The following is a 25,819-nucleotide window of genomic DNA, read 5'->3' as shown; positions in this document are numbered from 1 at the left end:
TTCTCGAGCGTAAGGACGTATCGTTACAAGAAACGCCCCGAGACCCTGCTCTTCGCTAACGCCCCCATGCCAGGCTTTCTCGCCGCTTTTGTAACTGCTTGTTCTCTTTGAAGTGGCGAAGAGCTTTTTCATCGATTGCCGCTCGACCAGCGCTTGATGGAACTCGCCAATTGGCGCCGATTCCGCATCGAATTCCGGCGCCGTTTCGTCGAGTTTTGCGGCTCGCTCGATGTCCGTGGCCAGTATTGAGGTCATTACGGGCGCTGCCACCGTTCAAATAGCAATAGCGTCTGGAACCTCGCTTATCTGGCTCCGGCAGAACGCTGCAAAGTCCTTAAGGAATTTCTCCGCCCCGGGACGATTAGCCGAAGTCATGAGGCTTTCCCTGATTGCGTCAGGCGCCTGATTCATCACCGGAAACCGGAAGAAGATATTCTCGGAGAAACTTGAGCTCACGGTTGAAAGTACCGTTCGCAGCGCCGCCAGCATATCCTCGCCTCTGTGCGAAGCGTGGGCTAAAGCTATGGGTTTTCCGACCACCGCCTCACCGGAGACAAGCCAATCGATCGCGTTTTTGAGGCCGCCGGGAATGCTGCGGACATATTCAGGGCTCGAAATGATCAGCCCGTCACTCACGGATATTTTCTCGATGAACCGGATGACGCTCTCTGGGGCATTCGGGCCTTCAAGGTCAGGAGAAAAGACTGGCAACTCACCAATCCGGTCAAAGACCGCAATATCGGCCGGTGCCAAGGCTTGGAAGGCCCTTAATAAGGCCGTATTGGTCGATAGCTCACGTGAGCTGCCTGAAATCGCTAGTATCTTCATGCCTAAAAGATAATGGAATATCTTCGTCCGGCAAGTGTCCACAACAGAGAGTTGAGCACCAAGTCGTTCAATTCCACACCAGGTCAAGGATTGAACGTCCGGCATTTTGTCCCCCAAAACTGGCTTGTCGCAGTATGCGCGTTAGCGACAGCCTCCAGTGCCGCGCGTCATATTAGACACGCGAAATTCGCTGCAGCACTTTGAATTTATGCATGGACGCACGAACCGAAGAATCCGCCGCCTTGTCTTGCGCACCCACAGTAACGTGATAGGGACCGGATCAGGCGGACATCAGGGCCGAGGGCCGACGGTCATAACGTGCCGCATAAATAGGCCGGAGACATGACTGCACTCGACCCGCAAAGCTCAATCATTGCCAAGATCACATTGGTAAAACGGCGTCATCCAAACATGACATCGCCTTCTCAAAAGCTGCCTGGATCGATATTTGCGGCCCTTTGGTTTCGGTGATTGGCTTGGGAACCAGAGCCCCCATTTTTTCCGTACTCCGATCAACCTGATGGGCCGCTCGGTTGTTTCATGCTTTTGGACAGTGGACTCGCTGTTCAGATAGGGTGCGAAGATGGCTGGCCGATGTTATTGTTAGTAAGCAGCGCCTTGATTCGCTCGGCGTCAGCGCCTGTGAGATGGATAAGTAGTGAAGGCAGCCAATTTCGGGAACAAACCCGGGCCTAATTTCGTTGAAAATGAAGTGGTCGTAGCAGAAGCGTAGGACTTCGGGCGACCGCAGGAGGCTTCCATGAGAGCCAATGACGGCGATGTTTTCGACCTCTTTTCGCAGACTTACGCAAGCGGAGTGCAAGAGAAGTTAAGTCTGCAGGAATATCTCCTCGCCTGTCGCGACGACAGGAGCATGTATGCCACGGCGCCGGAGCGCATGGTGGCTGCCATCGGCGAGCCGCAGTTGATAGACACGAGCGCGGATGAGCGCCTCGGCCGTATCTTCGCCAACCGCACCATCAAGATCTACCCCTCCTTTGCGGACTTCTATGGAATGGAGGATACGATCGAGCGGATCGTCGGATATTTCCGATATGCCGCGCAGGGGCTCGAGGAACGCAAGCAGATCCTTTACCTCTTGGGGCCGGTGGGTGGCGGCAAGTCGTCGCTTGCCGAACGTCTCAAGAAGCTGATGGAGCAGCAGCCGATCTACACGTTGGCCATCGACGGTAAGATAAGTCCCGTCTTTGAATCACCCCTCGGCCTGTTCGACCGTGATCGCATGGGGGATCTGCTCGAAGACAAATACGGAATTGCCAAGAGGCGGCTCACCGACTTGGTATCGCCTTGGGCAACCAAGCGGCTGGACGAAATCGGCGGCGACATTTCGAAGTTCAGCGTCGTCAAACTTACGCCCTCGCGGCTGCGCCAGATCGCCATCGCCAAGACGGAACCGGGCGACGAGAACAACCAGGATATTTCCGCGCTCGTCGGCAAGGTCGATATCCGCCAGCTCGAGAATTTCAGCCAGGCCGATCCCGACGCCTATTCCTATAGCGGCGGGCTCAACAGGACTACGCAAGGGCTGCTCGAATTCGTCGAAATGTTCAAGGCGCCGATCAAGGTTCTGCATCCGCTGCTCACCGCTACGCAGGAAGGAAGCTATAACGGCACGGAGAACTTCGGCGCCTTCCCCTACCAGGGTATCGTGCTTGCCCATTCCAACGAGTCCGAATGGCTGCAATTCAAGCACAACAAGAACAACGAGGCCTTTCTCGACCGGATTCTGGTCGTCAAGGTACCCTATTGCCTGCGTGTCACGGAGGAACGGCTGATCTATGAAAAGCTGCTTCGCGAGAGCGAGTTGTCCGAGAGCCCATGTGCGCCCGAGGTGCTGGAGAACCTTAGCCGCTTCACGGTGGCGACGCGCCTCGCTCTACACGAGAATTCGCCGTCCTACACGAAGATGCGGGTCTATGACGGCGAAAACCTGAAGGATACCGATCCCAAGGCGAAGTCCCTGCAGGAATATCGCGATGCCGCGGGCGTCGATGAGGGCATGACCGGCGTCAGTACCCGCTTTGCCTTCAAGGTGCTGTCGGAGACCTTCAACTACGACACCAAGGAAGTCGCGGCCGATCCGGTTCATCTGATGTATATCCTGGAACAGGCTATCCGGCGGGAGCAGTTTCCCAAGGAGACCGAAGCGAACTATCTCGATTTCATCCGCTCGGAGCTCGCCGCTCGTTATGCCGAGTTCATCGGTCACGAGATTCAGAAGGCTTATCTCGAATCCTATAGCGAATATGGTCAGAACCTGTTCGACCGCTATATCTCTTACGCGGATGCCTGGCTCGAAGATCAGGACTTCAAGGATCCTGATACGGGTCAGATCCTAAATCGCAACGTTCTCGACGGCGAGCTGTCGCAGATCGAAAAGCCCGCCGGAATCGCAAATCCCAAGGATTTCCGCAACGAAGTCGTAAAGTTTACCCTGCGCGCCCGCGCCAGAAACAACGGGCGCAACCCCGCTTGGACAAGCTACGAAAAGCTCCGGGAAGTGATCGAGAAGCGCATGTTCGGCCAGGTCGAGGACCTTTTGCCGGTCATCAGCTTCGGCTCGAAGAAGGACAGCGTGACCGAGAAGCAGCACGCTGAGTTCGTGGAACGCATGACCGAACGCGGCTACACCGAGCGTCAGGTGCGGCGGCTCGTCGACTGGTATATGCGCGTCAACAAGGCCGGTTGACGATGCGTAAGCGGGGGATGGGCACATGCCGAATTTCATCGATCGCCGGCTGAACCCCAAGGACAGGAGTCTCGGCAACAGGCAGCGCTTTTTAAAGCGGGTCCATGAGGAATTGAAACGCACGATAAGGGATCAGGTAAAGTCGGACAGGATCATCGATGTGGACGCCGCCCACGGTGTTCCGATCCCGAAGCGTGGTGCGGACGAACCCAGCTTCCAGCATTCGCGCAACAGCGGCGAGCGGCACTATGTCCTGCCCGGAAACGAGACCTTCTCGCCCGGAGACCGACTTAGGAAGCCGGAATCAGGCGGCGGCGGAGGGGTCGGCGGCCCCGGACGGGGCGAAAACACGGACGACTTTCTCTTCGTGCTGTCGCGCGAGGAAGTCCTCGATCTTTTCTTCGAAGATCTGGAGCTTCCGGACATGGTGAAGCTGAACCTGCGCGAAACCGTCAGCTATAAGTCACATCGCGTCGGTTTCTCGACGGTGGGCACCCCCAGCAATATCAATGTCGGGCGAACGATGCACAACAGCTTTGGGCGGCGCATGGCTCTGCGTCGCCCGAGCGAGAGGGAATTGCAGGCGCTTGCCGACGAGATAGCGGCACTGGAACTGGAGGAGCAACCGTCCCCGCAGGAGCACCGCAGGCTCTCGCACCTGCGCGAAGAACTGGAAGCGCTCGAACGGCGTCGGCGGCGTATCGCCTATGTCGACCCCGTCGACGTGCGGTTCAACCGTTTCGAACGTCAGCCTTTGCCGAATGCGAGTGCGGTGATGTTCTGCCTGATGGACGTGTCCGCCTCGATGGGGGAGCGCGAGAAGGATCTTGCCAAGCGCTTCTTCGTTCTCTTGCATCTGTTTCTGAAGCGTCGTTACGAGCGGATCGACATCGTGTTCATCCGCCACACGGATGAGGCGCGGGAAGTTGATGAGGAGACGTTCTTTTTCAGCAAGCAGAGCGGCGGCACGGTCGTTTCGACAGCACTTGACGAAATGCTCCGGATCATCGAGGAGCGCTATCCCTCCAATCTCTGGAATATCTATGCGGCCCAAGCCTCCGACGGCGACAATGCCAACGGCGACTCGGAGCGGTGCGCCGAACTTCTGCGGGAATCGCTCATGCGTCTGTGCCAGTATTACGCCTATGTCGAGATCATAGACGAGCGCGAGAGCGGAATATTCGGGTCGACGGACAACGGCACCTCACTCTGGCGCGCCTACCGCACCGTCGACAGCGCGGTACCCAATTTCCAGATGACGCGCGTTGCAATGCCCGCCGACATCTACCCCGTCTTCCGCAAACTATTTGCCCGGCATCAACCTGTTCAACTGCGCAGGTGAGGGGACGATCGAATGGCAATACGGCGAGCCTCCACCCTGCTGTTCGACGGTTCGGAATGGAACTTCGCGACGCTTTCCCGTGCCTATGATGCGATCGAGGCGATTGCGATCGGTGAGATGGGACTGAACGTCTATCCGAACCAAATCGAGATCATCTCCTCTGAACAGATGCTCGACGCCTATTCGTCCGTCGGCATGCCGCTGATGTATCAACACTGGTCGTTTGGCAAGCGCTTCGTGTTCGAAAGTCAACTCTATCAAAAAGGTTATCGCGGGTTGGCCTATGAACTCGTGATCAACTCCAATCCCTGCATCACCTATCTCATGGAAGAAAACACGATGCCGATGCAGGCGCTGGTCACCGCGCATGCGGCCTTCGGTCACAATCACTTCTTTAAGAACAACTATCTGTTCCGCCAGTGGACGGATGCCGGCGCGATCCTCGGCTACATGGACTTCGCCAAGAAGTACATCGCCAAATGCGAGGAGCGGCACGGTCTCAGTGCGGTGGAGGAGATACTCGATTCGGCACATGCCCTGATGGATCACGGCGTATTCCACTATCGCCGTCCCCCCCGGCTCTCATCGGAAAAGGAGACGGCGCGGGCCCGGGAGCGGCTGGAATATGAAGAGCAGACCTATAGCGATTTATGGCGGACGCTGCCGACGGCTGGCGGAACATCCGGCATCGAGGAGGCGGAGCGCGAGGCTTCGGAACGGAAGAAGGCGCTTAACCTTCCCGAGGAGAACCTGCTCTACTTCCTCGAGAAGCACAGTCTGATCCTAGAACCCTGGCAGCGGGAAATCTTGAGGATTGTTCGCGTTATCGCGCAATATTTCTATCCGCAAAGTCAGACCAAAGTGATGAACGAGGGATGCGCGACCTTCGTCCACTATTCCATTATCAATAGACTGTTCGACCAGGGCAGGGTCAGTGAAGGCGCAATGTTGGAGTTGTTGGCAAGCCACGCCAATGTGGTGTTTCAGCCGGGCTTCGACGATTCCCGCTTCTCGGGTATCAACCCTTACGCGCTGGGCTTTGCTATGATGCAGGATATCGAACGCATCTGCACCATGCCGACGCAAGAGGATCGGGACTGGTTTCCCACCATATCCGGCAACGGTGACCCATTGGGCACGTTGATCGGCGCCTGGGAGAACCACCGCGACGAGTCCTTCATTCTGCAATATCTCAGCCCAGCGCTGATCCGCAAATTCCGCCTGTTCCGTCTCTCCGACCGCGCAGCCAACAAATTTTGTGAAGTCACTTCCATCCATAACGAGCAGGGCTACTCCGCCGTGCGTGCCGGGCTCGCTCGGAACTATGACCCGGTGGCCAATAGGCCGGACATACAGGTGGTCGATGTCGATCTGCTGGGAGATCGGCAGCTTCGACTGAAGCACGTGATCAAGAACGGCATTCTGCTGGAGGAAAGCAATCGGGACGCGACACTCGCGCATATAAGCCGGCTTTGGGGATATGAAGTGAGCTTGGCAGGCATCGATGCGTCGACTAACAAGGTCCTGTTCGAGTGCTCTTCCACAGGAGCGTGACCGCAAGCGAGCGGCGCCAGCACGGGCCCTTTCACTCGACAAGCCGGTGCTTGTTGTTGAAGCTGAAGTGACTGATTACGCCCAAGAAGAATTATAACTCCCAAGAAGGGCGATGCTGAAGAACAGGCTGTCCGCCATCCCAGCCGCCAAGAAGTGGCGCCGGAGTTTGACGGTCACAAAAATCCGCCTCAAGATACAAGTGAGCCGACGCCGAACGGCGATCTGCGCGTTGGAAATGACTCGCGTTCTCCCCAGCTTGAGCGTTAACTGTGTTGTTCTGGAGGAGGAGGCATTCCATGGCCATGTATCTCACGCGCTTCAGCTACACGCCCGAGACGTGGGCGCGCATGATCGAAAACCCTGAGGATCGCCGGGAGGCGGCACGCACCTACATTGAATCCGTCGGCGGAAAGCTCCATGGGTTCTGGTACGCCTTCGGCGAGCATGATGGTTGGAATCTGTGGGAGGCCTCCGATAACGTATCGATGGCGGCTGTCGCGCTGGCGATCGGTGCAGGCGGCGCGCTCAGCTCTATGGAGACCACTGTCCTCCTCAGCGTCGAAGATACGCTAGACGCATTGGAAAAGGCAAAGTCGATTCGGTATCGTCCACCGGCAGCGTAGGCGGCGGTCCACCGCTTCCGATCCATGTTGGAGATCGCGTACCTTCGTTACCGCGCTAGACCAACTCTCGTGCGCCGGAGGCAAGAAGAGTCCGCGATGGATCGCGAGCAGCCATAACTGAGCCCGCTCGAGGCGCACAGTGGGAGACGTTCTCATTCGGCGCTCGTCTGATGTCCCCCGAGTGAACTGGCAACCAAAAGCGTTTGTTCGAGCTAAATTAGACCGCCCTAATTCCCTGCGCCTATTAACACCGCCCGCCTATGCTATAATTATTTAGGGGAATTTGCGTCCATACACGCGAAGCGGCAGGAGTGGCGAATGCTGCGCGAAAGTCGGGTCAACGGACTACGACAACCGACGAAAGCTTCGCGTCACAAGGCGCGCGCCTCCCTGTATGGTGGCGAGCGGCGGATCATCACCGCCCTCTGTTATGATCTTGTCGGGTCGACCAGGCTTCTTTCCCTGCTGGATATAGAGGATTACCAGGAACTGATCTCAGCGTTTCAGAATGCGGCGAAACAGGCGATAATCTCCCATTCCGGCGTCGTGCAACTTGAGGCCGGAGATGGAGGCGTGGCGCTTTTCCCGATTGAGGTCGGTGAGAAGGATGCGGCGTCGCTCGCCATTCGCGCAGGCCTCGGGATCGTCGAAGGTTGCGCGCGCGTTGGCCGGGAAGCTGGGCGCGACGACGTGCACGTTCGTGTCGGGATTGCCACATCCATCGCGCTGATCCAGGAGACGGACGAGGGGAAGGGGCAACCGGTTACGAGTGCGGCACTGGCCATAGCCACCCGTCTGGAAGAGATCGCCGCACCAGACAGCGTCTTTGTTTCTGAGGACACACGCAACCTGGCCGGCAGGTCGCATGCCTTCGTGTTCGAAGGCGTCAAGACGCTCAAGGGCTTCACCGTGCCGGAGAAGGTTTGGCGTGCACTCGGGCACAAGATCGAGGTCGACAGGTTCTACGCGTTCGGAAGCCTTGGCGGCCCGTTCATTGGTCGCGAAAGCGAGCTGAGCATGATCGCCGCCTGTTGGGAAAGGATTCCCGCCGAGGGGGGCGAAGTACTCCTGATCGAGGGAGACGCGGGCATCGGAAAGTCGCGCCTTTTGCGCGAAGTCCGCAAGAAGACTCGCGACCGGCGATCAGGGCTGTTCTTCTTCCAGTGCCTGCCCGGAGGGCATCGCTCGACGCTGCATCCCCTGTTGAACAGCTTTATGGGCGTAATGTCAGGACAGGACGGTCAGCCGGGTCTGACGGCTTCCGCTGTGGCAGCCCTTTTCGAACGAAACGGCATACGCGACGCAGAAACGATTGAAACGTTCGCATACTTGCTGGGTGCGCTGGGACGAAATCAACGGCTTGCCGACAACGGTCCCAAGGCCATCCGGGAAAAGGCTCTGCGCGCAGTGTTTCGCGCACTCGAAGCGTTGTGCGCGAATGGGCCGGTCGTCCTGGCCATCGAAGACATTCATTGGATCGATCCGACCTCCCAGGATCTGCTGGCGGAGGCCGCGCGAGTTGCGCGCCAACTTCCGATTCTCCTCGTCGTGACCTCGCGTCTCGGTTTTGCGGCGGATTGGCTGGATGCAGCCAACCCCACGCGTCTGACGCTGCTCCCCCTTGATCGTGACGAAACACGACTGGCCATAGAAGCAAGGTGGCCGGAGCACAGGCAGGCTATGCTTCCTGAACTCTATGACATTACCGAGAGAATATCCGGCGGCGTACCGCTCTTTATCGAGGAAATCTGCCAATGGGTCTCGCAGAATGTTGCGACGGATACGATGAGCCTATCGGAAAACGTTGGACCCACCCATGTATCCGCATTCGAGGGAATACTCGATGCGCGTGTCAAGCACCTGGGTCCGGCCAGGGATGTGGCGCGAGCGGGCGCAATTGCTGGTTCCTGGTTTACCCTATCACTGCTTCGCGCGCTGCTGCCGGGTTTTGGCAAGAAGTCTTTGGCCAAGGCCGCTGATACCCTGTGCGATACGGGGTTCCTGATGAGGATCCGGGCGCCGGGGCATACGACCTATGGTTTCCGGCACGTTTTGATTCAGGAAACGATCTACAACGGGCTGCTGCGAAGGCAGCGGCAGGCATTGCATCGCCGGCTGTTCGGCGCTGTTAGCCAAAACCGCCAAATGGCGCCCTGGATCGACACCGGAACATTGGCCGAGCATGCGGAACGGGCCGGGTTCATGGAAAGCGCAATCGATCTCTACATTTCGGCGGGTAAGGAAAGCTCGAGCCGGTCGGCGATGGTCGAGGCGCGCAACTATTTGGAGCACGCTTTGGCGCTTTGCGACCAAATCGGCCAAGGGCATGCGGTCGAACCCTTGCAGCTATCGGCGCTGACTTCGCTCGGACCGATTCTGACCGGCCTTCTGGGACTGAACGCGCCGCCGGCACGCAAGCTCTATGAAGATGGCGTGGCCATCGCTCGCCGACAGCCGATGGAAGATCAAACCAAGTGGTTTCCGATCTATTGGGGCTGGTGGCTCACGGGATCGGATTTTCGCATCATGCGAGATCGCGCACTGCAGGTGCAGGCCATGCTGGCGGAAGCCGAAGATTCGGAAATACAGCTCCAGGTCAACCACTGCATCTGGGCGATCGAGTTTAATCTCGGCCATCATCAGGAAACCCAGGATGCAATCAAGGCGGGCCTTGCGCTTTATGATGAGCAGTCGGCGAAAACCAGCCGAATGTTGTTTGGCGGCCATGACGCCAAGGTTTGCGGTCTCGGGCAACTCGCACTTTCGCTGTGGCTGACGGGACAATCGAAAGCATCGAACGCGGCTCTGACGAAGATGGTCGCTTTCGTTGATCGGATATCCCATGTGCCGAGCAAGGCGCATTCACTTGATACGGAAGCGGTGTCCGCCTTTTACCGGGATGACTATGGGCGTCTCATCGAAATTTCCGAAAGAATGGCGAACTTCGCGAAGACACATGAGATGCAGTCGCTGTCTGGTCTGTCGCTGCTCTTCGGCGGGTGGGCTCGCGCTCATGGCGAGAGCCTCACGAGCGGGCACACGATGTTTCGCGAGGGGCTGTCGCTCTTGCAAAACCTTGGCGCCGTCGCAGATCTGCCGATCTATCTCTACATGCACGCCACTCTGCTCGGGCTTGCGGACAAATACGAGCCGGCGATCGAGGTCACGAATGACGCGATCGAAAAGGCCAGGGAAACCGGTCATGCCTATTGGCTTGCCGAGCTTTACCGCCGACGCGCTGTTCTTCATGCGCGGGGCAACACCACCACGGAGCCAATTGTCGCCGACATGCGCTCGGCGGTGGAAATTGCCGAGAGCCAGGGAGCGAAGGCGCTTGTGAGGCGGGCGAGACATTCAATCCAGGAGCTTGGCGTTGTCGTTGAGCTTTGAACCGACAGGCCGCAACACGGATCCGTCAAACCCCAGTGGGATGCTCGCAACCCTTCGCGGCCGCATCGTTGCGGACCTTGGAGAGCCCCTGTCGCAACTCGCAGGTCCCGAAGTGGACGATCGATGCCTGCGCACAATTCTGCCGCTCTGTCGGCGCGCCCGCATAACCCGGCTCGGTGATCTGACCGGCCTTGATCGGATCGGGCTGCCGGTGGTGCAGTCCGTTCGCCCCGCCGCCCTGTCAGAAGTCACTTCGCTCGGGCGAGGACTTGCCACGGCGAGCGCGGCAGTGGGGGCGATCATGGAATCGCTAGAGCGCTTCTACGCCGAAGCCATCCCGCCGGAGCGGGTGTTTCTCGCCACGGCCGATGAGCTCAAGATCGCTGGGGGCCTGTTTGAAAATCTTCTGGTGCCTGGCCGCCGGGGGACCTGGCGGGAAACGACGATACCGTGGATCACCGGCATCGATGTGGCGACAGGTCGGACGCAGCCGGTTCCCCTGGAACTTGTTCACACCTGCTACACGGATCCGCCGCCCGCCCACGATGGCTTGTTCACGCGTACGACCACGGGTCTTGCCTGTCACATGACCGTCGTCGGCGCGTTTCTGCATGGACTGTTCGAATGCATCGAACGCGACGCCGTCGCGCGCGCTTTCGCCACCCACGGCTTCTTCGATCGAATGCGAATTTCGCCATTCGGGCTGGGTGACAGCGTTGATCACATACTGTCCGTCGCCGGCAAGCACGGCATATCCATTGGCCTTTGGCTTGCCCCTTCGCCGGCAAAAGTTCCAGTCGTCTGGTGCCAGACGATCGAGACGGGCCGGGGCGAGCCCATCCTTGCTCTTCCAACTGAGGGCTACGCGGCGGGGCCGAGCGTCGAGGCGGCGGCGTCAAGCGCAATGCTCGAAGCCTTGTCAGCACGCGCAGGGGCAATATCGGGTGCACGCGACGATCAAACCCGGGCGCATTATAGACGAAGCACCGATGCTGTCGTTGAGAAGGCCCGCCAGCTCATTCTTGGTGGCGCATTCGGGACGCCACCCTCGGCAATCGAAGCGCCCGAAATCTCAGATCTCGGATCGCTTGTCGACGCGGTCACATCCGCCGGGCTGGGGCCCATATTGGTAGTGCCCGTCGGAGCGGACGCTGAAACGGGAGTTCAGTGCATAAGGGCCATCCTTGCCGGAGCTCTTCCTTTTTCGATTTTGCGTTGAGTGTCCACATGGTCGATGCGAGTGAGGAAAGTCCGATCCTGGTGTTTCTTGGTCCGACCCTTCGGTTGGCCGAGGCGGAGCCAGTTCTCGACGCCATCTACCTGCAGCCCGTCGCGCAAGGCGACATTCTGCTCGCCGCCCACGCATTCCGCCCGCGTGCAATGGTCTTGATCGACGGCCAATTCGAAGACAGGCCGGCTGTCCGACACAAGGAAATCCTCTGGGCGATGGCGCAGGGGATCGTCGTGATCGGCGCTGCGAGCATGGGCGCACTCAGAGCGGCGGAACTCGACGAATTCGGAATGATCGGCGTGGGCCTGATCTACAGGTGGTATCGGCGTTGGCGGCTCGCTCCCGATGATGCGGTCGCCGTTCATTCGGGGCCGCCGGAGCTTGGCTTCCTTCCATTGACGGACTCATTGGTAGATCTGCAGCGGACGTTCGCCAGCTTGATGCGCGGGAATTTCATAACGGCTGCCGAGCGCGATTTGCTGACAACAATCGCGCGAAACATGAACTTTCGAGAGCGTAAGTTGGAAGCGATCTTGCGTGCTGCGGGGTGTCAGGCGGAGAGGCTCAAAGAGCTGCGGAATGAGATGGTGAGACAAAAAAGACTGGACGCGCTACTGGCGCTACGAAGCGCGCGAGCCATCGCGGGGAAACGAAAGGCAACGCGTGCAAGCATCTCGTGGGTTGCGACGAACACCTTTGTTCGGGACCTTGAGGCGGGCGGCATTGACTCAAAATTAGTAAACACTTATAAATTGAATCCTTAATTGCCGGATTTTCAATCGAGAGGGGCAATTGTGCGATGCGTCTGCTTCGGGACGATGCCCTCGACTCTGAAACTGCGCGTCTCGGCACGCGTTTCTGGATTTATCCCCAGCCGCCCTTCATTCCCGGATACGAACAGCCCGATCGTGTGTGGCTGTCGATACCGCGTGACGGAATCGGCGAGGGCCCCAGCGACCTTTCCATGTATGTCGCTGATCCGCTCTATGAGAAGCAGCCCTACGGTCTAGCGGGTTTGCCGCCATTCGATGGGGCAAGGCGTGCGCCGGTGAGGCCAGGCCCGGATCGCCACTTCGACAACATCGATCCGACCTCCCGGCCATTTCTCGCCGTCCACGCCTACGCCTGCGTGCGTTTCGTTCTCGACATCTGGCAGAGTTATCTCGGGCGGCCGATCGATTGGTTCTTCGATCAAACCTTTCCCAGGCTTGAAATCGTTCCATTTGTCGATTGGGACAATGCGCAGGCGGGCTATGGCTTTCTGGAACTCGGCTGGTCCGACGTCGACGGCGTACTGCGACCCTATGCGTTGAATTTTGACACGATCGCGCACGAAGTCGGGCACCTCATAATGCTGTCGGAGACAGACGTGCCAACCGCGATATCGCCCGACGGTGACTTCTTTTCGTTCTCCGAAGCTTTTTCCGACTGTGTTTCGCTGATCTCGTTCCTGCATTTCGATTCTGCGATTGACCGGCTTCTGCGGCGAACGAGAGGCAATCTGCTGCTCTACAACGAACTGAACCGCTTTGCGGAAACCAGCCCCGAGAGGCAGATCCGCCTGGCGACCAATTTCCGGCAAATGTCCGCAGTGACCCACGAAGTGCACGACCGCGCGCTGCCGTTCGTCGGCGCCATCTTCGATAGTATCGTTGCGATTTACCATCGGGACCTGGTTGCAAATGGCTGCGCCGACAGCCGGCTTCTGGATGTTGATATCCGGGAACTGGCGCGGGACGAATTCGATACATTTCGTCAGGCGACGGCGGACGCATTCAGCATCAAGCCGCTGTATTTCAAGCTGGCACTGACCGCTGCACGCGACGCTGTGGGCGCGGCGCTTGCTACCGCATTGAGAACGCTTGATCCGAACACGCTGCGCCTCGACCAAGCGGCAAACGCCGTCATTGCCGCAGCGGACGGGGCGGTTGCCGAACTGCTGGAAGAGAATTTTGCGTGGCGTGAAATCATCGGTTCGAGATGAGCCATAGGAGGGAAAGATGAGTGATTGCTATGTTAATCCTGTTGTTGGAGACGAAAAAGACCTGGAAGATCTAAAAGATATAATTGAATATAAGGCCTACCGACCAGGAGATATTAGGTTGTATGGACGACCTGCTAAGTTTTATGATACACAAAATAAAGATGAAAAAATAAGAAGAATGCTGTCTGAGATTGATGACAAGATAAAAAATATTGATGATAAATCAATTATTGATGATATCACAAGACTAATCGAGCAGATTATAGAGTATATAATGAAGAGCTCCGGGGTTGTCGGTGGTGGGATAACAATAGCCGTATTTGATGGAAAATCTTATAGTTTCCTTCCTGTTAGTTTGAGTGGTGATGTAGATTATATAAACAGCATTGGCGTGATTTATGGCTATGCGTATGAGGGGCATTGCTACAAGCTGCCAAAACCGCAGATCATGTGCCTATCTGAAAGACCGACGAAAATCGCCAAAGGCGATTGCGGCTGCGATTGTGGATTTGACCCGAAATTCGGTTACGCCGTTTGGTCGATCGACAAGCTCGAACGTGCCATATCTCTCGACATCCGCGCCGACGATCTCAAAACGCTGGTGCTGGACGAAAACCTGCCGGGCAACCGCTCGCCGCTCGCCTATGCGCAGACGATGGCGTTGGCTCCACAACGGCAACGGGACTATTAATTTGGCGGCGGAGCGCCCACAAGGACGGAGAAACCACTTTGTACGTGAGCCGGCGCGATCCGTTCGGCCGCTGCGATGATGAGCGGCGGATAGCGGCGCTGATGGTCGATCCTTGCCGCACAGCCGTGCGTGGTCGCAAGCCCTCCGCCAGCTCCCGCAGGCGGCGCTCGATCGTGTCGCGCACGTCCCTCAAATAGCCGTGCGCCGTGCCGCTTGCCATCACTTCGGCGGGAATGGCGTTGGGGTTACTGTTGCAGCCAGACGCGACATTGCGCTGCCCCCTCGACAACCTTCGCCGTCCTGTGGATGCGCCGAACTCGGTGCGGCTGGCATTGGCTGCTCTCACGATCGATCAGCTCGATGCTGGCTTGTGCACACGGCCCGCCATGCTGGAGTCCTGGGACAACGATTTCGACTCGACCGGATCGTGGGAGCGCAACGCCGGTAACATACTGTCAAGATCGAGCAGTCGCAGCACCCTTTAGAAACAAATCCGCGCACATCCGCGCGCGCGCGGCAATCTCTTCGATGCGGGGCGCCGGTTTCTGACGCAGCATGGCGGCCCGCTGGGGTTCCATGACCATCATCCCGCGAAGCATCCCGCAAGCTGCATGCGGATCTGCAAGCGCAAGGGCGCCGCGATCGGCCTGCTTGCGCAACCAATCCTCCATCAAGTTGTTGGTCTTGACGATCGCCTGCTCATAAAAGGAGGTTGCGATCTCCGGGAAGCGGTCGGACTCGCCGATGACAAGGCGCGTGATGGTGATGGTATCGTCGGAGAGCGTCAGCATGCCATAGGCCGTCAGCATCCGCTCGAGACCCTGCCGCAGGTCCGTCGTCGCAAGCGTGCTCACATCCAGCGCCAACAGGAAGCGTGCGATACGATCGGAAATCAGGTCCGAAAAGACGTCGGCCTTCGTCGGGAAAAGCCTGTAGAGCGTTTTGGTCGAGACTCCCGCCTCTTGCGCGATCGCCGCAATGCTGGCTGCTGCGTATCCGTTCTCGTGGAACTGCTTGTTTGCGGCCTCGATGATGACATTCCTGGTGTCCTCGTCGCACCGGACCTGGGGCCGGCCTCGCGATCTCTTCTCGATTTTGTGATTTTGGACCATAGGGAGTTTCCAAATTTCCGTTGACTTCGATTTTATAGCGCGTATTTTGGAAAACATCAAATTTCCAATTAACAGAGGCCGTAGCCTTCGCGACCTGTTCCGGAGAATAACAATGCCTGGCAATAAGCTGCATGCCTTGAATAACAACGTCCCCTCCGCCGCTGATGCGGTTGCGGAAGCGGTGCCAGCAACGCTCGATGCCGGCAAGCCGCCACGCGTCGCAGAGCTGGCCGGGTCGGCCGCTGAAGCAAGGACGGCCGGCAAACGCTCGGGCCGCTCTCTGCTCATCGGCGCAACCGCGCTCGCGTTGATTGCCGCCGGAGGCTATTTCGGCCATGACTATTGGACGGTTGGCCGCTTCCACGTGTCAACGGATGACGCCTATGTGAAGGCCGACTCCAGCACGATCGCTCCCAAGGTGTCCGGTCATATCACCGAAGTGCTTGTCAGCGACAACCAAACGGTCATCGCTGGTCAACCGCTTGCAAGAATCGACGATCGCGATTTCAGATCCGCGCTCGACCAGGCGAAAGCTGATGTGGCTGCCGCCGAGGCTACGCTTTCTGCCAAGGAAGCCGCCCTCGACATCCAGCAATCGACGATCGCCGCAGCACGCGCGACCGTCGACGTCGACAAGGCCAATGAGACCTTCGCGCAACAGAACGACAAGCGCTATTCGAATCTTGCGACCACAGGATATGGCCCAGTGCGGACCGCTGAGCAGGCAGCCTCGCAGATCGGGGTAGCCAGGGCCGCCGTCGCACGCGACAGCGCCGTTCTCGACGCCGCGATCAAACAGATTGATCTTTTGAACGCCGAGGTTGCCCAGGCAAAGGCCGCTCTTGCCCGTGGCCTGGCCCTTCAACGCCAGGCCGAACTCGATCTTTCCTATGCGACCATCCTCGCGCCTGTTGACGGCTCGGTGGGCAACCGCACGCTAAGGGTCGGCCAATATGTTCAGGCCGGCACGCAGTTGATGTCGATTGTGCCAATCACGGCGGTCTATGTGATCGCCAATTACAAGGAAACACAGTTGACCGACGTGCATGCCGGTCAAACTGTCGATCTCGAAGTCGATATGTTCCCCGGCCGCACCTATCATGGCCGTGTCGACAGCATCGCGCCGGCAAGTGGCCAGGAGTTTGCTCTGCTTCCGCCTGATAACGCCACGGGCAACTTCACAAAGGTCGTCCAGCGTATCCCGGTCAAAATCGTGCTTGACGGCAAGAGCGCTGCTTCCGGCGATCTTCGCCCCGGCATGTCGGTGCAGCCGAGTATCGACACCAAGGCTGCCTCTCAGGGCAACCGGGTTTGATGGGAAAGGTGAGGAGATTGCATCCATGTCCTCCGAGATTTCAACCACCACAGTCGCCTCGCAGCCGCGGGCCAGCACCAGGGATTGGATCGCCGTACTCGCCGGCATGATCGGCGCGTTCATGGCCATTCTCAACATCCAGATTACCAATGCCTCATTGCTCGATATCGAGGGCGGCATTGGTACCGGCATCGACAATGGCGCCTGGATCTCCACCTCCTACCTGATCGGCGAAATCGTCGTCATTCCCTTGACGGCCTATTTCAGCAGCGTCTTCTCGTTCCGCCGATACATTCTGGTAAACTCCGTTCTCTTCCCGTTGTTTTCGATTGCCTGTGCCTTTGCTCACGACCTTGGAACGATGATCCTCCTGCGAGGGCTGCAGGGCTTTGCCGGTGGGGTTCTGATTCCCATGGCGTTTACCATGGTACTGACCAAGCTTCCGAAGACGCAGCAGCCGCTCGGCCTGGCGTTCTTTGCGCTATCGGTCACGTTTGCCCCGGCAATCGGCCCGACGATCGGCGGCTATCTGACCGAAAACTACGGTTGGCAGTCTATCTTTTTCATCAACGCCGTACCGAGCGCCCTCATGGTCGTTGCCCTTGCCCTGACGCTCGACAAGCAGCCGATGCAGCTCCACCTCTTGAAGGAAGGTGACTGGGCAGGAATCATTGCGATGACCGTCGGGCTCGCCGCTTTTCAGACCGTGCTTGAGGAAGGCAACAAGGAGGATTGGTTCTCCTCTCCATTCATCGTCAAGCTCAGCATCATCGCCTTCGTTTTCCTTGCCGCTTTCATCTGGATTGAACTCACCGTGAAGAAGCCGCTGGTGAACCTGCGTCTGCTGACACAGCGCAATTTCGGGATCGGCGTTGCCGTCAATATGCTCGTCGGTGTCGCGCTTTTCGGAAGCGTTTATATTCTGCCGCAATATTTGGGCCAGGTGCAGCGATACAACGCCGAGCAGATCGGCAACGTCCTGGCTTGGACGGGTTTGCCGCAGTTGCTGCTCATTCCGCTTGTCCCTGTCCTGATGAAACGGTTCGACGTCCGTTACATCGGTTTCCTCGGCATCTCGATCTTTGCAATCAGCTGCTTCATGAACATTACCCTTTCGGCGGACAGTGCCGGCGATCAGTTCTGGATCCCCAACATCGTGCGTGCGATCGGACAGGCGCTGGTGCTGACGCCGATCACCGCCATCACCACGGCTGGCATTGCTCCGTCCGACGCCGCTGCGGCCTCTGGGCTGTCCAACATGCTGCGCAACCTCGGCGGCGCCATCGGCACGGCATCGCTCGGCACGATCCTTACGAAGCGCGAGCAGTTCCATTCGAACATCATCGGCCAGTCGGTGACCCTTGCCCGGGAGGAGGTCCGCGACCGTCTCTCCCAGACTGCCAGTTACTTCATGGCGCACGGCGTTTCCGACCCGGTTCTTGCCAGTCACAAGGCGATCGCGGCTCTGGGCCAAGTCGTTCGACGCCAGGCGCTCATTCTGGGTTTCAGCGACACCTTCGCTGTCATCGGGGTCGTGCTCGCAATCGCTGCGGTTGCTTTGTTGCTGACCCAAAAGCCGGGCGCTGGAGGCGGCGCCGGTGCTCATTGAGCCCCTCGCAAAAACCATCTTTCTGAAGATAGCGGTCATGTTGCCAGCGCCGAGCCCCAAGGGGCTTCGCGCTGCACAAGGGGGAAGGTACGCAACGGAGGGTTGATCGTGGATGTTGCTCCAACGCGGAATTACACAGGGGAAATGATGCGTATTGCCATGACGATCGGGCTGTTGCTCGCCATGAGCGCAGCGGCAAAGGCGGAGACGCTCTATTACGGCTCGCGTGCCGGCATGGAGGTGACGGTGGTGAAGAAGTCGAACATCGGGACGACTCACGCCAAAATATTCACGAAACACACGCGGGAGAATGCCACCGCCTTTTGCCGGGAGTACGTGCAGAAGGTAACGCCGAAGTGCATCGCGGACGAACTGAAGGTGGAGCTGCTGACGGAAATCTCGGCCAACTGCAAAACCGGCACGTTCATCACGCTCAATGGACAAGGCTACCAGTTCAAAGGGTCGAACCCGGACTATGATCCGACCGGGATGAGCACCGAATACCTACTGGTCGAGGCAGGCGGCGGGGAGCCGTTGGACGGCTCGAGCGCCTCCGGCTACGATGTAGCCTTGGACCAGTACAAGGCGTTGTGCCCGAACCGGGTGCAGTAATCCGGAAATCCGCCTGGCTGTGTGTCAGCCAAAACCGGTGATCGCCGACATGGGCAGAATGAACGGACGATGGCGCTAGACCGCACTCTTCGCGGGGCACGACGCCGGGGCCGAAAGCTCAGCCACTATCGCCACGCTCATTGAGACCTGCAAGCTCAACGCCATCGATCCCTTGGCCTACTTGACCAGCACACTCACCGCCATCGTCAACGGGCCACAAGCAGCAACATCGGCGAACTCCTGTGGTGGAATTATCCGATCAAGGTGCGATCGGGATACCGCGTATGCTGCGTCTGGCACCGCGTACTGTATTTCTTCCGCAGATAGCTGGTCAGCGCACGCTCGCGTGGCACTAAAAGCGGACCTCTAGACGTTCGACAGGGTCCTTGGTGAAATCGGAATATCGCATCCACCGAGGGACGACCTTAAACAAGACGGCACCATTCTCGACAAACTCTCTCTCAACTGGAACGCTTTCAAGATGCGCTTTCTGGTATTCCTGCATTTCGGAGGCGGAAACCTTCATGGCGTCGCCCTCATATTGAACCGTGATATTCTTGTCCCAGCCGACGACAAGTGCGACGCTTGTTCTATCTGACAGGTTCTCGAACTTGCGGGTCTGCTCGGAGGTATCGAACACGATTTCGAGGTTGTCACGCACCGAAAAGTCAATGGCCGCAGCTTCAGGCTTGCCGTCTGCATGAGATGTTGCGATCATCGCCAGGGTGTGCTGGCGCAAGAATTCCAAGATGACTTTCTTGCCTTGAGCGTTGTCCATGGCTGAAGTCCCCCGAGATAATGTAGAGGGTATTGAGAGGATGCGAATTCGCGGCATCCTCACGCCTGAAGCCTGACATAGCGCCGGAGGGGGGCAAGGTGCGACATCGGCTCCCTCCTCAACCTGGACAATCTCGATGGCCGTTTCCAAATCCTTTAGCGCGAGATCGGATAGGTCTTCTCGGATTTGCGCTCGAAGGCCGCCTGCGTGAAGGTGACAGCGGAGGTCGCCGTATTCACCGGCTCGTGCGCTTCTTCCAAATCGACGCGCTAGAGTCGGCGCAATGGCCGGAAAGCCGCGCGCAACTCGGCGCTGAAAAGCTCCGGTTCTTCCCACGCTGCGAAGTGTCCACCCTTGTCCACTCGGTTGTAGTAGATCAGGTTGTGGTACGCTCGTGCCGCCCAGTGCTTCGGCGGCCTGTAAACCTCTCCCGGGAATATCGTCACGGCCGCCGGGATCGCAATAGGAGCCAACTTGCTGTTGCCGGCGCTGCTTTCCCAATAGATCCGGCCGCTCGAGGTCGCGGTGTTCGTCAGCCAATAAAGCGTGATGTTGTCAAGGATCTCGTCGCGGCCCAACGCGCGTTCCGGTTCATCGCGTGTGAACACCCAGTCGGCGAGCTTGTCATAGAACCATGCTGCCAGTCCAACCGGCGAGTCGGCAAGGCCATACCCGACGGTTTGTGGACGCGTTCCCATGATTGCCGCATAGCCAAAGCCCTTGCTGAGGAACTCCCTGGCCTGGTCAAAAACTGCCCGTTCCTCGGCGGTCAAATTCGCCGGTGCAGGATCACCACTTCTCAACGCCCGTGCAACTTCCGGCGGGATGGTGGTCGAGCGCTCAATCCTGTTCACATGAATGCCGAGCAGACCCGCAGGAGCCTGGCGGCCCATCGCATCGGAAATGATGGCGCCCCAATCGCCGCCCTGTGACACGTAGTTTCCATATCCAAGGCGCTTCATCAGGACCTCCCAGGCGCGAGCGACGCGATCCGGGTTCCAGCCGGTACCTTTGGGCTTTTCCGAAAAGCCGAACCCTGGAATGGACGGAAGCACGACATGGAAGGCATCTTCCGCCGTCCCTCCATGCGCCGTCGGATCGGTCAGCGGGCCAATGACTTGCAACAATTCGAAAACGGAACCGGGCCAGCCGTGGGTCATGATGAGCGGCAAAGCGTTCGCATGACGCGAGCGCACATGAATGAAGTGAATGTCGAGGCCGTCGATATTAGTCAGAAACTGCGGCAAGGCATTAAGCTTCGCCTCTGCCTTGCGCCAATCGTAGTCCGTCTCCCAGTAGCGCACCAGCGCCTGAAGCTTCGCCAGTTGTACGCCCTGGGAGCGGTCATCGACCGTTTCCGGGTCTGGCCAGCGTGTCGCGGCAAGGCGCTGTCTGAGATCGACGAGCTCTGCCGCCGGGACATCAACGCGGAAGGGGCGAACTTCGTCGGCCTCCAAAGGCGTCGTGGTGTTCGCTTGGGCGACGACGCTAGCAGGGCGAGACACCGCAAGGGCTGCCGCCACCGCTCCGTTTAAGAGCAGAGCCCGGCGCGACAGCGCAAAAGCGTTGGCGGTTTTCTCAGCGGTCATTTTCACACTTCCTTCTCTCTGCTTTCGAGGATCCATGTCGAAACGCTCACTTGACCGGGACGACAAGCGGGGTTCCTTTCTCGACGATGTAGGTCGCGAGCTCCGATGCCTTGCCGCTGCCGACATTCTTCGCGAGATGAGCCACCCCGGCCGGAATGAACAGGGCCTCTCCGGCATGAAGGGTAACCGGCGCTCTATCCTCGAGCTGGTATTCCAGCGAGCCTTCGAGGACATAGGCCACCTCTTCGCCCGGATGAGAGTGCTTGATGGAGATTGCGCCCGGCCCGAAATCGACGCGTGCCTGAACGGTCTCGTGCGCGGGTATGCTGAGATCGTGCTGCACAAGGTCGGTGCGCTGAATTCCCGGTTGCTGTGCGTTGGCCGCAAGTGGCGCCAATCCACTTCCAACGATCAGCAGCGCACCCGCCGAGATATGAGACATTTTCATCTGGTCTTCCTTTCCGCATTGTTCGAGCCTTCGTCATTGAGGCCAGCGGCACCATTTGAGTGCTTTCGTGTATTGACGATGTGTCCGCCCGACGGGCCGTTTGTAACGGCATGTATCGCCGCTCACGTCCCGGGTCCGTATCGCTCCAAAGGGCAGTTGTATGAGGATGTATCCGCCCGGCAGTTTGACACAGGTCGAAACACACCGGCTGCATTTGTGAAAAATGCGATACACAAGAAACGCGCAGATCTCCTCTGTGAGCTGAGGATGGTGTCACCACCCTGGCCGCGCGCAACATAAGAGGAAGATCGTAATGAACGATATCACAGCTCTGCCTGACAAGCCCCGCGGGCTGCCGGGTCACTCGACCGTAGGCACCAATGACCTGGATGCTGCAGCGGCTTTCTATGACAAGCTGCTCGGCGTATTCGGTATCGGCCGCGTTCTGGTGCAGCCCGGAAGGGCTGTCTATTACGGGCACCAGGCGCTCGAATTCGGCGTGATCAGCCCCTTCAACGGCGCGCCGGCAAACGTCGGCAATGGCGGGATGGTTGCCTTCGAAGCTCGGTCTCGTGCTCAGGTTCACGAGGTCCATGCGGTTGCTTTGGCGGCTGGCGGCTTTGACGAAGGAGCTCCCGGTCCGAGAGGGGAACACGCCGACGGCCCGTACTGCGCATATTTTCGCGACCCTGAAGGCAACAAGTTCCTCGTGTACAGAAATGGACCTGACGAGGCTTGATCGTCGGGTATCACCGTTGACCGGGCCACCGGATTTTCAGAGCGATGATCCAGTGGCCGCGGCCCGACTCTTGAACCCAAACAGTGTCACGCCCGGCGTATCCGACGCCCGGCATCCGTTCAGGCGCCGCTCAATTGGGAGGCATCTTTTTGTTGCAAGGTCGGACATATCAACAAGACGGCCGGCCTGACCAGAAAAGGTCGCGCACACTCGCGCCCCCCCCCGCACACGCAAGGCCACTGCCATGCGGATGGGCAATGAGTGGAGACCATGATCCGAAATTGCATTAATGGGGTGCGACGTCGCACGGTAGAGAGCTTGATGCGTATTACGGAAGCTCGATCTCGCCATTTACCACGTGGTTGAGGTCGGTGCCTTCCGCCGTGAGCGTCATGCGAACCTTCAGCGTCTTTTCGCCAGTCTGCCCTTCGCGCACCGTCTCCTCGATCTTGCGCTGCGAGGTGATGCCGACTTCCTTCAAGAACTTGCGGATGGATAAATTGAAGGCGTCTTCGCTCATGGCGGAACTCCTCTGTGTCCGGAAGGCATTGTAAGGGAAGGCGAACGGTCAAGGAAGCAGGATCGTGAGGCGCGCGGTGTGGACGACTCAGGCCAGTTCCAGGATGCCGCCATCGGCCGACAGATCGTCGAGCGCAATGACGGCGATGCATCCGTCGAACGTTCCGACAGCCAGCGAGGCGTCTGAAGCATCCATCGAATAGATGACCGTCGCAACCCCGTTGACGGCGGCACGCGCCTTCGCCACGACAGTACCGGCTGCCGCGTCGAGCACGAGGATCGTGCCGTCGAGCAGCGCCGCAACAACCAGTCCGATTGGTCTAACATGAACCACTGCACTGGCGGCGGCAGCCGTGGCATGACGCCAGATCTCACGGCCCGGTCGCTCGATCGCCTTTCGGTAGATGAAGCCATGATGGCCCTGACGCGGATCCGGGTGATAGTGCCGGCCGGCCACGACGATACCACGACCGGCGTCGTCCTCGACGTAGCAGCCGATGCATTCCATGGCATGACTGGCGTGGCTGCCGTCGGCAGGCAGGAGCGGCCACAAGTCCTCGACGGTGCCGTCCGGTCGCACGCGGCAGAGACGCTTCTTCTTGTGTGAGGTCGGTGGCGTGCCTTGGAGCAGGTAGAGATCTGGCGCGCCATCGATGCCGATATGATGATTGAAACAGTCATAATGGCCGAGGTCGACAAACCGGGCCTGTCCGGTGCCGATATCGATCAGAACATCGGCTTGGCCAAAGCCCGCCGGATGTCTGTCGCGCCGTCCCAGAACCCGGCCGTCGCGGGAGGAGACAAAGGTATAGACGCCCTCGAACGCACCAAATTCCGCGAGGTGCCCGTCACGGAGCACCTGCAGTCGCGAGCGCGGTGCTTCGCCAAGCGCTGAGGCAGGCGGTCCGATCTGGACAATCGGCGGCGACGATCGCAGGATGCGCGCGCCATACCCCTCACCGGAGAAGCAGACGACGCTGCCGTTCTCCAGGTCATAAATTTCGAGCAGGCAGAGGTCATGGACGGCGGCGAGCCGGCCGCTGTCCAGCCAAGCGACGTCCCAGATTGCGCCTCGCTGCACCAGTCGATCGGTGCCGAACCAAATGGCCAGCTGCCGTTCCATCGCCGATTGCCGATCTTGATCGGACATCTGCCTATCGATCATCTGACGCGCGATCCATGTCGCCGGATCGATCTCGACAGCGATACTGCCGACTGCCCCCTCGTAAGCAACGTTCACCGGGTAGAGCCGGTCAAACGGATCTTCCTCACTTTCTTCGCTGCCCCACTCCTCGTCCCAAGGCCTGACCAGCAGATCGAGCCGATCGCCAGCGACATTGAAGCTGCAGCGCTCAATCTCGGGCAGACCCCCGGCCAGCGGCCAAGACCGATCAGATGACCAGTTCCAAGCGACCAGCTCGCCTTCAAAAAACCAGCCGCCATCGTAGCTGCCTGCCGCAATCGCGATGACCGGTTCGTGCGGATGAAAGCTGATGTCGTTGATCGGCAGCCGCAGCATATCGAAGGCCGCAAAGGGCCGCCGCTCGCCGCGATGGTAGAGGGCCAGCCGATGGCGCAACCTTTGCCCGGTATAGGCGGCACGCCCTGGCGGATTTGTAAGCAGCGGAAACAAGCTCGCGACGGCCAAGATATGGCTATCCGGGCTAACGAACACACCCGTTATTCTGCCGTTTCCGGGGAGCGTTGGAGAAAAAACAATCAAGCAATCGGCCCTCGTCGCTTTCAAAGCCTTGCCGGATAATTTGATATCTACGCCACATGATCAACCGGCAAGAAGCTCGCAAACTACTAATGTCCGTAGCGTGACATGGCGGGTGCCGACGGTTTGAATTCTTTCGAGAGCAATCAAAGTTTGAGGCCCGCTCATATTAGATTTATTCATGAACGTTGCGCCGGGTCCGGAAGAATGCCCTTGAGGATCGTCTCGGTAATCGTCGTCGCCGCCGTGTCATAATCCTCTGCCTTCAAACGCGCCTTCTTCAGTCCGTCGGCTGCGATGGGCTCGAAATCCGCGTAGAATTGGGTTGATGCCCAAAGCATGATGAACAAGTGGCGCGGATCGACCGGAAGCATCTTTCCTGCCGCAATCCATCCCTCGACGACTGCCACGTGCGCATCCGTGACCTGGCGCATGTGGTCGCGATCCTTCTTCTTCAGAAACCGGGCGCCCTGGATGATCTCGCTGGCAAAGAGCCGGGATTCCGCAGTGTTCTTACGCGTATAATCGAGCTTGGCCTTGATGTAGAGGCGGAAGGCGTCAGCTGGCTCGCGCTCGGGCGAGATGTATTTCAGCGCGTCGTCCCAGCTGGCGATTAGGTGTGTAACGATGGCCTTGTAGATCTCCTCCTTGGAGGAGAAGTAGTAATAGACGTTGGCCTTGGGCAGGCCCGAGGCCTCGGCGATCTCGGCGATGCGTGTGCCGTCGAAGCCCTTACGCGCGAATATCTCGATCCCGGCCTTGATAATGAGGCGCATATTGCGTGCGCGGATACGCTCCTCCGGATCTCGTGCTGCCCTTGCCATGCGATCTCGCCTCCATCTCGCCGCCGCTCCCTACCAGACAATCATGCGTGGCGGCGAGACCGTTTCCGCAATTTCCGAGTTTTCCGGCAAAATGCAAGCGCATCGCCCTTTGCAAAAAAAAGTTGACGATCTGGTCAAAAAAACCTGACGACATAGTCATTTTTTTGCGTTCATGAAAGTTGACACTTTGGTCAGCTTTTG

General features: G+C 58.6%; 21 protein-coding genes and 1 pseudogene. 14 read left to right on the top strand and 8 right to left on the bottom strand.

Annotated elements, in window-relative coordinates; genetic code table 11:
- Positions 1 to 273: 273 nt before the first annotated feature.
- Entirely contained in the window at positions 274 to 828 is a 555-nt protein-coding gene (locus ASD52_RS27595; RefSeq protein WP_057226141.1) for an NADPH-dependent FMN reductase, read from the bottom strand.
- 760 nt (positions 829 to 1,588) lie between these two features.
- On the opposite strand from ASD52_RS27595, the gene ASD52_RS27590 reads away from it, so the two are divergent.
- From ASD52_RS27590 to ASD52_RS27550, 9 genes are all read left to right on the top strand, one after another.
- Positions 1,589 to 3,538 carry a PrkA family serine protein kinase gene (locus ASD52_RS27590; RefSeq protein WP_057226139.1) on the top strand — a complete coding sequence of 650 codons (1,950 nt, stop codon included), beginning with the start codon at positions 1,589 to 1,591 and terminating at the stop codon, positions 3,536 to 3,538.
- Positions 3,539 to 3,563: 25 nt separating this feature from the next.
- Positions 3,564 to 4,880: a YeaH/YhbH family protein gene (locus ASD52_RS27585; protein ID WP_057226137.1), complete on the top strand. Its 1,317-nt coding sequence runs from the start codon at positions 3,564 to 3,566 to the stop codon at positions 4,878 to 4,880.
- Between the two features lie 12 nt (positions 4,881 to 4,892).
- Positions 4,893 to 6,434, top strand: a complete 1,542-nt coding sequence (locus ASD52_RS27580; RefSeq protein WP_057226135.1) for a SpoVR family protein — start codon at positions 4,893 to 4,895, stop codon at positions 6,432 to 6,434.
- 296 nt (positions 6,435 to 6,730) lie between these two features.
- The gene (locus tag ASD52_RS27575) at positions 6,731 to 7,057 is read left to right on the top strand and encodes a GYD domain-containing protein (RefSeq protein WP_057226133.1); all 327 of its coding nucleotides are present in this window, start codon (positions 6,731 to 6,733) and stop codon (positions 7,055 to 7,057) included.
- A 318-nt stretch (positions 7,058 to 7,375) separates the two neighbouring features.
- Positions 7,376 to 10,447 carry an AAA family ATPase gene (locus tag ASD52_RS27570; RefSeq protein WP_057226131.1) on the top strand — a complete coding sequence of 1,024 codons (3,072 nt, stop codon included), beginning with the start codon at positions 7,376 to 7,378 and terminating at the stop codon, positions 10,445 to 10,447.
- Positions 10,431 to 11,666, top strand: coding sequence for a YcaO-like family protein (locus ASD52_RS27565; RefSeq protein ID WP_244497526.1), 1,236 nt, complete (start codon positions 10,431 to 10,433; stop codon positions 11,664 to 11,666). Before ASD52_RS27570 ends, ASD52_RS27565 begins: the two co-directional genes overlap by 17 nt.
- Positions 11,667 to 11,674: 8 nt before the next feature.
- On the top strand, positions 11,675 to 12,442 hold the full coding sequence (locus tag ASD52_RS27560) for a TfuA-like protein (RefSeq protein WP_057226129.1): 768 nt from the start codon (positions 11,675 to 11,677) through the stop codon (positions 12,440 to 12,442).
- Between the two features lie 35 nt (positions 12,443 to 12,477).
- The gene (locus ASD52_RS27555; RefSeq protein WP_057226128.1) at positions 12,478 to 13,662 is read left to right on the top strand and encodes a hypothetical protein; all 1,185 of its coding nucleotides are present in this window, start codon (positions 12,478 to 12,480) and stop codon (positions 13,660 to 13,662) included.
- Between the two features lie 16 nt (positions 13,663 to 13,678).
- Complete coding sequence (locus ASD52_RS27550; protein WP_057226126.1) at positions 13,679 to 14,353, top strand: hypothetical protein; 675 nt, start codon at positions 13,679 to 13,681, stop codon at positions 14,351 to 14,353.
- A gap of 455 nt (positions 14,354 to 14,808) precedes the next feature.
- On the opposite strand, the gene ASD52_RS27545 is transcribed toward ASD52_RS27550, so the two are convergent.
- Complete coding sequence (locus ASD52_RS27545; protein WP_057226124.1) at positions 14,809 to 15,465, bottom strand: TetR/AcrR family transcriptional regulator; 657 nt, start codon at positions 15,463 to 15,465, stop codon at positions 14,809 to 14,811.
- Positions 15,466 to 15,577: 112 nt separating this feature from the next.
- Between ASD52_RS27545 and ASD52_RS27540 the strand changes: the two genes are divergently transcribed.
- From ASD52_RS27540 to ASD52_RS37850, 4 genes and pseudogenes are all read left to right on the top strand, one after another.
- Complete coding sequence (locus ASD52_RS27540) at positions 15,578 to 16,780, top strand: HlyD family secretion protein (RefSeq protein WP_057226122.1); 1,203 nt, start codon at positions 15,578 to 15,580, stop codon at positions 16,778 to 16,780.
- 25 nt (positions 16,781 to 16,805) lie between these two features.
- Entirely contained in the window at positions 16,806 to 18,389 is a 1,584-nt protein-coding gene (locus ASD52_RS27535) for a DHA2 family efflux MFS transporter permease subunit (protein WP_057226120.1), read from the top strand.
- A gap of 147 nt (positions 18,390 to 18,536) precedes the next feature.
- Positions 18,537 to 19,001: a hypothetical protein gene (locus tag ASD52_RS27530; protein ID WP_057226118.1), complete on the top strand. Its 465-nt coding sequence runs from the start codon at positions 18,537 to 18,539 to the stop codon at positions 18,999 to 19,001.
- 82 nt (positions 19,002 to 19,083) lie between these two features.
- Positions 19,084 to 19,328 (top strand): annotated as a pseudogene (locus tag ASD52_RS37850) (transposase domain-containing protein); the annotation flags it as partial.
- Positions 19,329 to 19,353: 25 nt separating this feature from the next.
- Here ASD52_RS37850 and ASD52_RS27525 read toward each other — a convergent pair.
- From ASD52_RS27525 to ASD52_RS27515, 3 genes are all read right to left on the bottom strand, one after another.
- A complete protein-coding gene (locus ASD52_RS27525) occupies positions 19,354 to 19,779 on the bottom strand; it encodes a pyridoxamine 5'-phosphate oxidase family protein (RefSeq protein WP_057226116.1) in 426 nt (141 codons plus the stop codon).
- Between the two features lie 269 nt (positions 19,780 to 20,048).
- Entirely contained in the window at positions 20,049 to 21,368 is a 1,320-nt protein-coding gene (locus ASD52_RS27520; protein ID WP_057226114.1) for an epoxide hydrolase, read from the bottom strand.
- 46 nt (positions 21,369 to 21,414) lie between these two features.
- Positions 21,415 to 21,816 carry a cupin domain-containing protein gene (locus ASD52_RS27515; RefSeq protein ID WP_057226112.1) on the bottom strand — a complete coding sequence of 134 codons (402 nt, stop codon included), beginning with the start codon at positions 21,814 to 21,816 and terminating at the stop codon, positions 21,415 to 21,417.
- 313 nt (positions 21,817 to 22,129) lie between these two features.
- On the opposite strand from ASD52_RS27515, the gene ASD52_RS27510 reads away from it, so the two are divergent.
- Positions 22,130 to 22,555, top strand: coding sequence for a VOC family protein (locus tag ASD52_RS27510; protein ID WP_057226110.1), 426 nt, complete (start codon positions 22,130 to 22,132; stop codon positions 22,553 to 22,555).
- A 328-nt stretch (positions 22,556 to 22,883) separates the two neighbouring features.
- Here the strand turns inward: ASD52_RS27510 and ASD52_RS27505 are convergent, their stop codons facing one another.
- From ASD52_RS27505 to ASD52_RS27495, 3 genes are all read right to left on the bottom strand, one after another.
- Positions 22,884 to 23,075: a DUF6494 family protein gene (locus ASD52_RS27505; RefSeq protein WP_025430499.1), complete on the bottom strand. Its 192-nt coding sequence runs from the start codon at positions 23,073 to 23,075 to the stop codon at positions 22,884 to 22,886.
- A gap of 87 nt (positions 23,076 to 23,162) precedes the next feature.
- Entirely contained in the window at positions 23,163 to 24,722 is a 1,560-nt protein-coding gene (locus ASD52_RS27500; RefSeq protein WP_200954098.1) for a hypothetical protein, read from the bottom strand.
- A 251-nt stretch (positions 24,723 to 24,973) separates the two neighbouring features.
- Positions 24,974 to 25,618: a TetR family transcriptional regulator C-terminal domain-containing protein gene (locus ASD52_RS27495; protein ID WP_025430497.1), complete on the bottom strand. Its 645-nt coding sequence runs from the start codon at positions 25,616 to 25,618 to the stop codon at positions 24,974 to 24,976.
- Between the last annotated feature and the right edge of the window lie 201 nt (positions 25,619 to 25,819).

This window comes from Ensifer sp. Root142, assembly GCF_001426785.1.
Classification (GTDB): Bacteria; Pseudomonadota; Alphaproteobacteria; order Rhizobiales; family Rhizobiaceae; genus Ensifer; species Ensifer canadensis.
This window is presented reverse-complemented; position numbering and strand designations above follow the sequence as displayed.